The sequence below is a fragment of the Marinigracilibium pacificum genome, assembly GCF_012926615.1.
Lineage (GTDB): Bacteria > Bacteroidota > Bacteroidia > Cytophagales > Cyclobacteriaceae > Mangrovivirga > Mangrovivirga pacifica.
The window spans coordinates 109,259-123,634 of sequence record NZ_JABBNU010000008.1; the positions used below are offsets into that span (position 1 = coordinate 109,259).

Annotated in this window: 11 protein-coding genes; all 11 read right to left on the reverse strand. The window is 38.6% G+C overall.

Features of this window, described 5'->3' with window-relative positions:
• Nucleotides 1-288 carry a 50S ribosomal protein L23 gene (gene rplW, locus HH304_RS13565; RefSeq protein ID WP_169682544.1) on the reverse strand — a complete coding sequence of 96 codons (288 nt, stop codon included), beginning with the start codon at nt 286-288 and terminating at the stop codon, nt 1-3.
• A 3-nt stretch (nt 289-291) separates the two neighbouring features.
• Nucleotides 292-921, reverse strand: a complete 630-nt coding sequence (gene rplD, locus HH304_RS13570) for a 50S ribosomal protein L4 (protein WP_169682546.1) — start codon at nt 919-921, stop codon at nt 292-294.
• A gap of 4 nt (nt 922-925) precedes the next feature.
• Nucleotides 926-1,558, reverse strand: a complete 633-nt coding sequence (gene rplC, locus HH304_RS13575; RefSeq protein WP_169682548.1) for a 50S ribosomal protein L3 — start codon at nt 1,556-1,558, stop codon at nt 926-928.
• 185 nt (nt 1,559-1,743) lie between these two features.
• The gene (gene rpsJ, locus HH304_RS13580) at nt 1,744-2,049 is read right to left on the reverse strand and encodes a 30S ribosomal protein S10 (protein ID WP_137089622.1); all 306 of its coding nucleotides are present in this window, start codon (nt 2,047-2,049) and stop codon (nt 1,744-1,746) included.
• An 11-nt stretch (nt 2,050-2,060) separates the two neighbouring features.
• On the reverse strand, nt 2,061-4,211 hold the full coding sequence (gene fusA, locus HH304_RS13585; protein ID WP_169682551.1) for an elongation factor G: 2,151 nt from the start codon (nt 4,209-4,211) through the stop codon (nt 2,061-2,063).
• 12 nt (nt 4,212-4,223) lie between these two features.
• Complete coding sequence (gene rpsG, locus HH304_RS13590) at nt 4,224-4,691, reverse strand: 30S ribosomal protein S7 (protein ID WP_169682553.1); 468 nt, start codon at nt 4,689-4,691, stop codon at nt 4,224-4,226.
• Between the two features lie 8 nt (nt 4,692-4,699).
• The gene (gene rpsL / locus HH304_RS13595; RefSeq protein ID WP_169682555.1) at nt 4,700-5,074 is read right to left on the reverse strand and encodes a 30S ribosomal protein S12; all 375 of its coding nucleotides are present in this window, start codon (nt 5,072-5,074) and stop codon (nt 4,700-4,702) included.
• A gap of 141 nt (nt 5,075-5,215) precedes the next feature.
• Complete coding sequence (locus HH304_RS13600; protein ID WP_169682557.1) at nt 5,216-5,539, reverse strand: DUF3467 domain-containing protein; 324 nt, start codon at nt 5,537-5,539, stop codon at nt 5,216-5,218.
• 78 nt (nt 5,540-5,617) lie between these two features.
• On the reverse strand, nt 5,618-9,922 hold the full coding sequence (gene rpoC, locus HH304_RS13605; protein ID WP_169682559.1) for a DNA-directed RNA polymerase subunit beta': 4,305 nt from the start codon (nt 9,920-9,922) through the stop codon (nt 5,618-5,620).
• 46 nt (nt 9,923-9,968) lie between these two features.
• On the reverse strand, nt 9,969-13,835 hold the full coding sequence (rpoB, locus tag HH304_RS13610) for a DNA-directed RNA polymerase subunit beta (RefSeq protein ID WP_169682561.1): 3,867 nt from the start codon (nt 13,833-13,835) through the stop codon (nt 9,969-9,971).
• Nucleotides 13,836-13,985: 150 nt separating this feature from the next.
• Nucleotides 13,986-14,366, reverse strand: coding sequence for a 50S ribosomal protein L7/L12 (gene rplL, locus HH304_RS13615; protein WP_169682562.1), 381 nt, complete (start codon nt 14,364-14,366; stop codon nt 13,986-13,988).
• Nucleotides 14,367-14,376 lie beyond the last annotated feature (10 nt).

The following is a 14,376-nucleotide window of genomic DNA, read 5'->3' on the forward strand; positions in this document are numbered from 1 at the left end:
TTATATACCACTGTAAAAATCTATTACTTCACCTTCCGCAACTGTAACAATTGCTTTCTTGTAAGAAGGTTTTCTTCCTGAAAGAATCTGAGACTTTGTATATCTCGTTTTTTTCTTTCCAAGTACATTTATTGTGTTAACGGCTTCAACAGATACGCCGTAGGCTTGTTCAACAGCCTTTTTTATTTGCAGCTTATTGGCTTTTCGACTTACTACGAAGCCATACTTGCCACTTTCGTTCATCTCCGAGACCTTTTCGGTCACAATAGGTTTAATCAGTACGCTCATGGCTTACTTATTAAAAAGTTTTTCCAATTTTTCTACACTGCCTTCGCTAATAATCAGCGTGTCAGCATTTATCACTTTATACGTGCTCAGTTCATCACACGTAATAACATCAGTCTTTTGCACATTTCTGCTTGATAAGTATAAATTCTTATCTGCAGTATCTATTACAACTAATGTCTTCTTATCAGCTAATGACAGAGCATTTAGCATTGCTAAATAATCTTTTGTCTTAGGAGCATCAAAAGTTAATCCTTCTAATACTGTAATAGCTGAATCTTTTGCTTTATATGCTAAAGCACTTTTTCGCGCTAATTCCTTAACCTTCTTGTTAAGTTTAAATCCATAGTTTCTTGGTCTTGGACCGAATACACGTCCACCACCTTTGAAAACAGGAGATTTTATACTACCAGCACGAGCAGTACCTGTACCTTTTTGTTTCTTAAGTTTTCTGGTAGAACCAGTGATCTCAGCACGCTCTTTTGACTTGTGCGTTCCTTGTCTTTGATTAGCAAGGTATTGTTTCACATCAAGATATATTGCGTGGTCATTTGGTTCAATCCCAAAAACTGAATCAGCCAACTTAACCTTTCTGCCCGTATCCTCTCCGGTTTTTGATAATACTGTTATTTCCATGATCTTACTTCTCTAGAATTAAGTATGAATTTTTTGCACCGGGTACCGAACCACTAACAAGAATTAGATTCTCTTCTGGAAGAATCTTCATTACTTTTAAGTTCGTCACCTTAACTGATTTGTTTCCGGTTTGTCCAGCCATACGAACACCTTTGAATACTCTCGCAGGGTATGAAGCTGCACCGATTGATCCAGGTGCTCTTAGACGGTTGTGCTGACCATGAGTTGCCTGACCTACACCACCAAATCCGTGACGTTTAACCACACCTTGAAAACCTTTACCTTTGCTTACGCCTTTTACATCAAGGAAATCGCCTTCCTCGAATACGTCTTTTACACTGACTTCTTTACCAAGCTCGACACCTCCTTCGAATTCAAGACGGAAGTCTCTGAATTCTACTACTTTAGCTTTAGGAGTAGTATCTGCTTTTTTAAAGTGCCCTAACAATGCTTGAGGTGTACGCTTTTCTTTACGCTCACCATATGCTAATTGCACAGCATTGTAGCCGTCAGTTTCTTCATTCTTCACTTGTGTAATAACACAAGGACCAGCCTCTATCACCGTGCATGCGACGTTTCGTCCATCGGCACCGTAAATGCTAGTCATTCCGATTTTTCTACCAATTATTCCTGACATTTCTTATATTTTTAACTCCCTTTTGCACAACGAGTTGCGGATAAACCACGCAAAAGGACTGCAAAGATAGAAATTTATATGATTAAAAAAAACTAATTATCAAATAATTACTTTACTTGATTTTAGACAATAAAAAAAGAACCAATACAATGATTGGTTCTTTCTATTTTTTGAGTGAGATTCTATCAAACTTTAATCTCTACGTCAACACCACTTGGTAATTCAAGTTTCATAAGAGCGTCAACTGTCTTAGCACTGTTAGAATAGATATCGACTAATCTTTTATAAGTGCAAAGCTGGAATTGCTCTCTTGACTTCTTGTTTACGTGTGGAGAACGTAACACTGTAAAGATGTCCTTCTCTGTTGGAAGAGGAATCGGACCACTTACTACTGCACCAGTAGTTTTTACAGCACGTACGATCTTCTCTGATGATTTATCAACCAGGTTATGATCGTATGACTTAAGTTTTATTCTTATTTTCTGTGTCATAATTCAGTTTTTTAAACGGCTGTACCTTTAGTTTCAGCGATTACTGTCTCAGCAATGTTTTTAGGGACTGCATCATAATGTGAGAACACTAATGAAGCAGTAGCTCTACCTGAAGAAATTGTTCTCAGGTCAGTAACATAACCGAATAGTTCTGATAAAGGCACATCAGCTTTGATGATTTGAGCTCCGCCTTTAGTATCCATTCCTTTCATGATACCTCTTCTCTTGTTCAAGTCACCAGTAATAGGACCAGTAAACTCTTCAGGAGTAACAACTTCAACCTTCATGATTGGTTCAAGAAGCTGAGGAGATGCCTTAGCAGCAGCAGTTTTAAAACCAATTCTTGCAGCTAATTCGAATGATAACGCATCAGAGTCAACATCGTGGAATGAACCGTGGAATAATCGTACATATAAAGTATCAACAGGGAAACCAGCCAAAGGACCGTTTTTCATTGCTTCTCTGAATCCCTTTTCAATTGCAGGAATAAATTCTTTAGGGATAACACCACCAACAATCTTGTTATCAAACTGTAGACCGTCTTTAGCATTTTTCTCTAGAGTTTCATCCTCTTTTGCAGGTCCTAATTCGAATACGATATCAGCGAACTTACCTTTACCACCACTTTGCTTCTTGTAAACCTCTTTGTGCTCAACATAACCTGTAACAGATTCTTTGTAAGCAACCTGAGGAGCACCCTGGTTAATCTCAACCTTGAACTCACGTCTCATACGATCAATGATAATCTCAAGGTGAAGTTCACCCATACCTCTAAGTACAGTCTGTCCAGTTTCCTGATCAGTTTCTACACGTAAAGTAGGATCTTCTTCAACAAGCTTAGAAATAGCTGTTCCTAATTTATCTACGTCAGCTTGAGTCTTAGGCTCGATTGCGTATCCAATAACCGGCTCAGGGAATTCCATTGCTTCAAGGATCAATGGATTCTTCTCACTAGTTAGAGAGTCACCTGTTTTAATATCTTTAAAACCTACACCAGCACAAATATCACCAGCTTCAACCTTATCGATAGGGTTTTGCTTGTTAGAGTGCATCTGCATCAAACGAGATATACGCTCTTTTTTACCAGTACGGTTATTTAATATATAAGAACCTGAATCAAGTGTACCAGAATACACACGCATAAATGCTAATCTACCTACGAAAGGGTCAGTAGCAATTTTAAATGCAAGTGCAGCAAATGGCTCTTCGTTATCAGGATTTCTAGTTTCTTCTTTCTCGGTATCTGGATTAGTTCCTGTTACAGGAGGAAGGTCATAAGGAGAAGGCAAGTATGCACAAACTGCATCAAGTACCGCCTGAACACCTTTATTTTTAAATGCAGATCCGCACATTACTGGAGACATAGACATGTCGATAACTGCTTTTCTGATTGCAGCCATCATTTCTTCTTCAGTAATAGAATCCGGATCATCAAAGAATTTCTCTAAAAGAGCATCATCATATTCTGCAACTGCTTCAACAAGATTTTGCTTCCACTCCATAACTGTATCTTCGATATCAGCAGGAATATCAACAACATCGTATGTCATTCCGAAATCTTCTTCGTTCCAGATGATTGCTTTGTTAGTGATAAGATCAACTACACCTTTGAAAGTGTCCTCAGCTCCGATAGGTACTTGAAGAGGTACAGGGTTAGCACCAAGCTTATCTTTAATCTCATTTACAACGTTGAAGAAGTCAGCACCGGCACGGTCCATTTTATTAACAAAACAGATTCTAGGAACACGGTACTTATCAGCTTGTCTCCATACAGTTTCTGACTGAGGCTCAACACCTGACACGGCACAAAAAAGAGCAACAGCTCCATCAAGTACACGTAATGAACGCTCTACTTCTACAGTAAAGTCAACGTGACCTGGAGTATCAATGATGTTAACTTTATACTCTTTTGTTTCGTCAATTGGTTGTCCCTGCTTAGTAGGGTACTTCCAGAATGTTGTTGTTGCAGCAGAGGTAATAGTAATACCACGCTCCTGCTCCTGTTCCATCCAGTCCATTGTAGCTGCACCATCGTGCACCTCACCAATTTTATGACTTAGACCAGTATAGAAAAGGATTCTCTCAGTCGTTGTCGTTTTCCCGGCATCAATGTGAGCCATGATACCGATATTACGAAGGTAGGTTAAATCTTTTTTAGCCATTTTAATATCCTATTAGAATCTGAAGTGTGAAAAAGCTTTATTAGCTTCTGCCATACGGTGAGTATCATCTTTCTTCTTGATGGCAGCACCTTCACCTTTTGAAGCCGCAACGATTTCATTAGCCAATCTTTCTACCATCGTTTTCTCATTTCGAGAACGAGCGTAGCTGATCATCCACTTAATACCTAATGAAGTCCTTCTTTCAGGTCTTACCTCCATAGGTACCTGGAATGTCGCACCACCAACTCTTCTACTTTTTACCTCGACAGAAGGCATAACGTTATTAAGCGCTTTCTTCCAAACCTCTAAACCATTCTCTCCAGTTTTTTCGCTCACGATATCTATTGCATCATAGAAAATCGAATACGATAATGATTTTTTACCGTCAACCATTAAATAGTTAACGAATTTCGTCACTAGAGTATCTTGAAATTTTGGATCCGGAAGGATGTATCTCTTTTTAGGTTTTGCTTTTCTCATTGCTTAAATTATTTTTTAGGCCTCTTAGCACCATATTTTGAACGAGCCTGTAAACGTCCGTTTACTCCTGCAGTATCTAGTGCACCACGAATAATGTGATACCTTACACCTGGAAGATCTTTTACACGACCACCACGAATAAGCACGATTGAGTGCTCCTGCAAGTTGTGCCCCTCTCCCGGGATATATGCGTTAACTTCTTTTCCATTTGTCAACCTTACCCTTGCCACTTTACGCATCGCAGAGTTAGGTTTTTTTGGAGTGGTAGTGTAAACCCTTGTACAAACCCCTCTCCTTTGTGGACATGAGTCCAAAGCAGGAGATTTTGATTTTGAGGTTAACTTTTTTCTACCTTTTCTTACTAATTGCTGTATAGTAGGCATTTAACTCTCTCTGTTTAATTTTTATATAGACCTATCGAAATTTTGGATTGCAAAGGTAGGAAAATCAGAGGATTATCCAAAGCTTACCGAGTAAATTTTAAGTAATTCTTCGTAAACAGTGTATTATCCCACTTTCCTTAACTATGCTTCTCCCATTGTCCCCCCAAAATTCATCGGAAATTTCGGCGTTTCCTGACTGTTTTTTATTGGACCGTAAGTATTTTCATACTTATCAATATTGTCAGCTAATGCATTCAAAAGTCGCTTAGCATGCTCTGGCGTAATTACAACTCTAGATTTTACCTTTGCCTTTGGAACACCTGGCATAAGGCGGATAAAATCGATAACAAACTCACTATTTGAATGTGCTATCATAGCCAGATTAGCATAGACTCCTTCAGCAATCTCTTCCGAAAGTTCAATATTAATCTGATTTTGTCCTTGTTTATCTTTTTCTTCAGCCATTATGATTCGGGGTTAATAAACAGGCACCCTGAAATATTTCGGGGTGCCTGAAATTTTATTTGTAATTAATTGCGGTCATTAGTTTACCGCTTCTCTCTCACTACGTTCTCTTTTTCCAGCCATCATTGCTTCGTATTCATCTTTTGGAGCAACGATCAACTTGTCATAATCACGGATACCAGTTCCTGCAGGAATCAGGTGTCCAACAATTACGTTTTCTTTTAATCCAAGTAGATGATCTCGTTTACCCCATATAGATGCCTCTGAAAGCACTTTAGTGGTTTCCTGGAATGATGCAGCTGAAATGAAACTTTCAGTACCAAGAGACGCTTGTGTAATACCTTGAAGAATAGTTCTTGATACCGCAGGCTGAGCATCTCTTACCTGAACAGTTTTCAAATCTTTTCTCTTAAGCATTGAGTTCTCATCTCTTAACTGACGGGCCGTAATTATCATTCCCGGTTTCATTGAAGAACTTTCACCAGAATCAGTAACAACTTTCTTATCAAGCATAGTATCATTTTCATCAGCAAATGAGAATCTGTCTACAACCTGATTTACAAGGAAGCTTGTATCACCAGCATCAATTACTTGTACCTTCTGCATCATTTGTCTTACGATAGCTTCAATGTGCTTATCGTTTATCTTAACACCTTGTAATCTATATACTTCCTGTACTTCGTTTACAAGATATTCCTGAACAGCTTTTGGTCCTTTGATCGAAAGGATATCATTTGGAGTAATAGCTCCATCAGATAATGGGTAACCAGCTTTCACAAAGTCTCCATCCTGAACCAAGATGTGCTTAGATAGAGGCACCATGTAACGCTTCTTAACACCATCTTTAGATTCGATATAGATCTCTCTGTTACCACGTTTGATTGTTCCATAAGTAACAACTCCATCAATTTCAGAAACAACAGCAGGGTTTGAAGGGTTACGAGCCTCAAATAGCTCAGTTACTCTTGGAAGACCCCCTGTAATATCTCTTGATTTACCAGCTGTACGAGGAATCTTGGCCAGAATTTGTCCGGCTTTGATTGTTTGTCCTTCGTCAACTGCAAGGTGAGCTCCTACAGGAATGTTATACCCTTTTGAATCTCCTTTAGAAGGATTAACGATTACCGTTGGGTTTTTAGTTTTATCTCTTGTTTCGATAATTACCTTCTCTCTGTGTCCTGTTTGTTCATCGGACTCTTCTTTATAGGTAATACCTTCTTCAATACTCTCAAACGTGATGCTACCATCAAATTCAGAAAGGATAACTGCGTTATAAGGATCCCAGAAACATAGCTCCTGACCTTTCTCTACCTTATCTCCTTCTTTAACAGTAAGAGTTGCTCCATAAGGAACGTGGTTACTGCTTAGCATCATTTTCGATTTAGGATCGATGATCTTAACCTCAGTCATTCGGCTCATAACAATTTCAATGTTCTTGCCTTCTTCGTCTTTAGTTTTGATCGCACGAAGCTCTTCAAATTCGATAATACCAGAGTTACGAGCCATAATTTTTGCATCAACAGCAATGTTTGATGCAGTACCCCCAACGTGGAATGTTCTAAGTGTAAGCTGTGTTCCTGGCTCACCAATTGATTGAGCAGCAATTACACCAACAGCTTCACCCTTCTGAACCATGTTTCCAGATGAAAGGTTTCTACCGTAACATTTAGCACAACCACCTTGTCTTGTTTCACAAGTAAGAAGTGATCTGATTTCGACCTCTTCAACACCTGCTTCTTCTATATATTCAGCTATTTCATCAGTAATAGGCTCACCTGAAGCAATAATCAGTTCATCAGTCTCCGGATGGTAAACATCATGAACTGTTACTCTACCTTCAATTCTCTCCGCAAGTGATTCAACTACTTCTTCATTATCTTTTAGTGCTGAAACAGCCAAACCTCTTAATGTACCACAGTCTTCTTCCGTGATTACAAGGTCTTGAGCAACATCAACAAGACGACGAGTTAAATAACCAGCATCCGCAGTTTTAAGTGCAGTATCGGCAAGACCTTTACGAGCACCGTGAGTTGAAATAAAGTACTCAATTACATCTAGACCTTCTTTAAAGTTTGAAAGAATCGGGTTTTCAATAATAGCTCCAACAGAACCACTTAAGTTTTTCTGTGGTTTAGCCATTAGCCCCCTCATTCCTCCAAGCTGTCTGATCTGCTCTCTTGAACCTCTGGCACCAGAATGCATCATCATGTATATACTGTTGAATCCTTGATTGTCTTCTTCAAGCTGAGTCATCAAAGTATTTGTCAACTGAGAGTTAATTCTTGTCCAGATATCAATAACCTGGTTATAACGCTCATTGTCAGTGATAAGACCCATTAAGTAGTTGTTCCAAACTACATCTACTTCTTCCTTAGCTTTAACTACTAATACATCCTTAGCTTCAGGAATAATGATATCTCCAAGTCCCATTGACAGACCACCTTTGTAAGCCATCTGGAATCCTAATTCTTTAATATCATCAAGGAAATGAGCAGTTTTTGCCATACCGGCAATCTTAAATACTCTAGCTATAATCTGCTGAAGTTTCTTTTTCGATAACAGTTCATTAACATATCCTACTTCTTCTGGAACATGTTGGTTGAACAATACTCGACCTGCAACAGTTTCTATTAACTTTTCTTCAAGTTCACCATTAGCATTTCTAACCTTTGCCTTAACTTTTATCCATGCATGCTTAGAAATCCTCTTTTCGTTAAGAGCAATGATAACTTCTTCTGCACCATAGAAAGTCATTCCTTCACCAGCAACTGGATGATCTTCAGTAGATCTTCTTCCTTTAGTTACATAATAAAGACCAAGTACCATATCCTGAGAAGGTACAGCAATTGGAGCTCCGTTTGCAGGGTTCAGAATATTGTGAGATGACAACATCAAAATTGACGCTTCTAGAATAGCTTCATGTCCAAGAGGAACGTGAACAGCCATCTGGTCACCATCAAAGTCGGCGTTAAATGCAGTACATACTAATGGGTGTAACTGAATCGCTTTACCTTCAATTAATTTTGGTTGGAAAGCCTGAATACCAAGTCTGTGAAGAGTTGGAGCCCTGTTAAGTAATACTGGGTGTCCTTTCAATACATTTTCAAGGATATCCCAAACAACAGGATCTTTTCTATCAACTATTTTCTTTGCAGACTTAACAGTCTTAACAATTCCTCTTTCAATTAATTTTCTAATGATAAAAGGTTTGAAAAGCTCAGCAGCCATATCTTTTGGAAGACCACATTCATGCAATTTCAATTCTGGTCCTACGACAATTACCGAACGGCCAGAGTAGTCAACCCTTTTACCAAGTAAGTTTTGACGGAATCGACCTTGCTTACCTTTAAGCATATCACTTAAAGATTTCAATGCTCTGTTTCCATCAGATCTTACAGCATTAACTTTACGGCTATTATCAAATAATGAATCAACCGCTTCCTGAAGCATACGTTTTTCGTTACGTAGGATTACTTCAGGTGCCTTAATGTCAATTAATCTTTTAAGACGGTTATTTCTAATGATAACTCTTCTGTAAAGGTCATTAAGGTCAGAAGTAGCGAATCTTCCTCCATCAAGAGGAACAAGAGGTCTTAATTCCGGTGGAATTACTGGAACCATTCTGATAACCATCCACTCAGGACGATTTTCAATTCTTGTTTTCGCATCTCTAAAAGCCTCAACTACTTTAAGTCTCTTAAGAGCTTCAGCCTTTCTTTGCTGAGAAGTATCAGTTGCAGCCTGATGACGCAACTGGTAAGAAAGTTCATCAAGATCAAGACGTGATAATAACATCTCGATACCTTCAGCACCCATTCTAGCAATGAATTTATTAGGATCATTGTCATCAAGAAGTTGGTTTTCTCTTGGCAACTTGTCCATAATATCCAGATACTCATCCTCAGTAAGGAAATCCATCTGAGCGATTCCGTCTTCAGCCTTTAGACCTGGCTGAACAACAACATAGCGCTCATAATAAATAATCTGGTCTAATTTTTTAGTTGGTAATCCCAACAAATACCCGATCTTATTAGGCAGCGATCGGAAATACCAGATATGTGCTACAGGAACTACCAATTCGATATGTCCCATGCGCTCACGTCGAACCTTCTTTTCAGTTACCTCGACACCACATCGGTCACAGATAATTCCTTTATATCTGATTCTTTTGTATTTACCGCAATGACATTCCCAGTCTTTGACCGGACCGAAAATTCTTTCACAGAACAGACCGCCCATCTCAGGCTTATAAGTTCTGTAGTTGATAGTTTCCGGCTGAGTTACTTCGCCAAATGAGCTCTCCAGAATTGATTCCGGAGAAGCAAGGCTTATAGTAACCGTTGAAAAGTCATTGTTGATTTTTTTGTTTTTTCTAAATGCCATAATGTTCCTTATCTATAGGTAGGCACATCGCCTTAATTTAACATTTTTACTGAAGCGTAATTTCTAGAGCCAATCCTCTTAATTCATGAATCAATACATTGAATGATTCAGGAATGTTTGGTCTTGGAAGATTATCACCTTTAACAATTGCCTCATAAGCTTTTGCTCTTCCTACAACGTCATCCGACTTAATAGTCAAAATCTCTTGTAGAATATTAGCCGCTCCAAAAGCTTCGAGTGCCCATACCTCCATCTCACCAAATCTCTGTCCACCAAATTGAGCTTTACCTCCAAGTGGCTGCTGAGTAATTAATGAGTAAGGTCCAATTGAACGGGCGTGCATCTTGTCATCAACAAGGTGCCCTAGTTTCAACATATAAATTACACCCACAGTAGTTGGCTGATCGAATCGCTCTCCAGATAATCCGTCGTGCAGATAAGTTCTGCCTAAATCCGGAAGACCAGCTTCCTTAAGTTCTGCATCAACTTCGTCAGCAGACGCACCATCGAAAATCGGAGTAGCATACTTACGACCTAGCTTTAATCCTGCCCAACCTAAAACAGTTTCATAAATCTGTCCAAGGTTCATACGAGATGGTACACCCAGCGGGTTAAGCACGATATCAACCGGAGTTCCATCCTCAAGGAATGGCATATCTTCTGATCTAACTATCTTAGCAACAACACCTTTGTTACCGTGACGTCCTGCCATTTTATCACCTACTCTTAGTTTACGCTTCTTAGCAATATAAACTTTAGCAAGTCTAACTATTCCAGCAGGTAGCTCATCTCCAACTTCAAGAGTAAATCTTTCTCTTTTGAATTCACCAGCAAGCTCATTTCTTCTATTCAGATAGTTTTTAACCAGAGTAACAAGCAATTCGTTTGCTTCCTCATCATCTGTCCATCCTTCTAAAATAACATCAGCTATTAGGTTTACTTCTTCAGGTACTGCATATCCAGATTCGTCTCTGTATATGTTTTTCTCAGGGAAAAGGTTATTTTCAATATTCTGATGATTGAATTTCATGCCTTTGCTAATCAATTCATCACCGAATTTATGCTTAACACCTTGAGAAGTTTTTCCATCAAGAAGTGAAACAAGCTTATTAATCATTTTTGCTCTTAATCCTCTAAGATTCTTAGAGTATTCTGCCATAAGGTTTTGAACATCCTTTTTAGCTCGAGCTCTTGAGTCTTTATCTTTTTTCGGACGAGAGAAAAGTTTAGTATCAATTACTACACCTTTTACTGATGGTGGTACACGAAGTGAAGCATCTTTTACATCACCAGCCTTATCACCAAAAATTGCGCGTAGTAATTTTTCTTCAGGAGTCGGATCACTTTCTCCTTTAGGAGTGATCTTACCAATTAGAATATCCCCTTCTTTAACTTCAGCACCAACTCTGATAACTCCATTTTCATCAAGATGCTTTACAGCCTCTTCACTAACGTTTGGAATTTCAGAAGTTAATTCTTCTTCTCCTCGTTTAGTATCTCTAACCTCTAATTCATATTCATCAATGTGAATTGAGGTAAATATATCATCTCTTACAACTTTCTCAGAAATTACAATCGCATCCTCAAAGTTGTAACCTTGCCAAGGCATGAAAGCAACCTTCATATTTCTACCAAGTGCTAACTCACCCTGATCAGTTGCATAACCATCACAAAGAACCTGTCCTTTTTCAACTCTTTCACCTTTCTTCACAATTGGAACAAGGTTTAAGCTAGTATCCTGGTTAGTTCTTCTAAATTTGATCAGTTTATATGTTACAACATCATCATCGAAGCTTACAAGCCTTTCATTATCAGATCTGTCATAACGAACTTTGATAACTGTAGAGTCTACGAAATCAATTTCTCCATCAGCTTCAGCTACAATAAGAGTTCTAGAGTCTAAAGCAACTCGCTTTTCAAGACCAGTACCAACTATTGGTGCCTGTGGTCTTAATAAAGGAACTGCCTGACGTTGCATGTTTGATCCCATTAGGGCACGGTTAGCATCGTCATGCTCAAGGAAAGGAATCAACGAAGCTGCAACCGATACAATTTGGTTAGGAGCAACGTCCATATAAGATAATTCGTGTGGCTCCATAACTGGGAAGTCACCTTCATATCTAGCCTTAACTCTATCATTTACATATTCACCACTGTCTGTGATTGGCGCATTTGCCTGAGCTATGTAGTGATTATCTTCTTCTTCGGCAGTCAGGTAAATAACATCATTAGTTACTTTTCCATCTTGTACTTTTCTGTATGGAGTTTCAATGAATCCCATACTGTTTACTTTCGCATGAACACATAGTGAAGAAATCAAACCAATGTTTGGACCTTCAGGAGTTTCAATTGTACATAGACGACCGTAGTGAGTATAGTGAACGTCTCGCACCTCGAAACCAGCTCTTTCTCTTGAAAGACCACCAGGTCCTAATGCAGACATTCTTCTTTTATGAGTTACCTCAGCCAATGGGTTAGTTTGATCCATAAACTGAGATAATTGGTTTGTACCAAAGAATGAATTGATAACAGAAGATAACGTTCTGGCATTGATCAGATCAACAGGTTTGAAATCTTCATTATCACGTACGTTCATTCTTTCTTTTATAGTACGTGCCATTCTAGCAAGACCTACACCAAATTGAGAGTAAAGCTGCTCACCAACAGTTCTTACCCTTCTATTACTTAGGTGGTCAATATCATCAACTACAGCTTTACTGTTGATCAATCCGATAAGGTATTTAACAATAAGAATAATATCTTCAGTTGTTAATACCCTTGAATCTTTAGAATGATCAAGACCAAGCTTTGTATTTATTCTGTAACGACCTACTTCACCCAGATCATAACGCTTGTCACTAAAGAAAAGGTTTTGAATAATTTCTCTAGCAGTAGCTTCATCCGGAGCTTCAGTATTTCTTAATTGTCTGTATATAGTTTCAACAGCTTCTTTTTCAGAGTTTGAATTATCTTTTTGAAGCGTGTTATATATTATTGAATAATCAGTTACGTTAGCATCCTTTCTGTGTAGAATGATTGATTTCACACCAGCATCAAGGATTAACTCAATATCTTCTTCAGTCAGAATCGAATCACGCTCAAGGATCACTTCATTTCGGTCAATTGAAACCACTTCACCAGTGTCTTCATCTACGAAATCTTCAGTCCAAGTACGTAAAACTCTAGCAGCTAATTTTCTATCTGTTACTTTTTTAAGGTTTGCCTTAGTAGCTTCAATTTCTTCAGAAAGATCAAATAGATCTAGAATATCTTTATCAGATCCGAAGCCAATTGCTCTTAAAAGAGTAGTGACCGGAAACTTCTTCTTTCGGTCAATATAGGCATACATTACGTTATTAACGTCAGTAGCAAACTCTATCCAAGAACCTTTGAAAGGGATAATTCTTGCTGAATATAGAGTAGTACCGTTAGTGTGTTTACTTTGAGCAAAGAACACACCCGGAGAACGGTGAAGCTGAGAAACGATCACACGTTCAGCACCATTGATCACGAAAGATCCTTTAGCAGTCATCAAAGGAACGCTACCTAGGAACACTTCCTGTTCAATAGTTTCAAAATCTTCATTATCCTCATCATTACAAGAGAGGCGCAGTTTAGCTTTAAGAGCTACTGCATACGTCAGACCACGATCAATACATTCCTGAACGGAATATTTAGGCGGATCAATAGTATAGTCGACGAATTCAAGAACAAAATTTTCTCTAGAGTCAGAAATAGGAAAGTTCTCCATAAAAACTTTATAGAGGCCTTCATGATTTCTCTTTTCCGCTGCTGTATCCAATTGGAAGAAGTCGCGGAAAGACTGTAACTGTACATCCAAGAAATCAGGGTAATCGATTACTGACTTTATAGATGAGAAATTAATTCTTTCGGTTTGAATCTTATTAGCCAAGACTATCAGAGTTTAAGTTTTTACAAAAGGTGTCGGACTTCAGTTCCTGAAATCCGACACATATGCTCTTCAGCATTGTATGTTCGTACAAACAGGAAAAGACCCCAATAAAATATCAGGGCCTAAATAGGGTTGACCAAGACGGTCAAATTATTTCAACTCAACTTCAGCACCAGCCTCTTCAAGTTGTTTCTTTAAGCTTTCTGCCTCATCTTTAGGCATACCTTCTTTAACTGCTTTTGGAGCGCCATCAACTAATTCTTTAGCCTCTTTAAGACCAAGACCAGTTAATTCTTTTACTAGTTTTACAACAGCAAGTTTAGCACCACCAGCAGACTTAAGGATTACGTCAAATTCAGACTTCTCATCCTCACCATCACCACCAGCAGCAGCGCCACCAGCAACCATAACAGGAGCTGCAGCTGCAGCAGGCTCGATGCCATACTCTTCCTTAAGGATTTCTGCTAATTCGTTTACTTCTTTTACAGTTAAGTTTACTAACTGCTCAGCGAATTCTTTCAAATCTGCCATTTTATTCCCG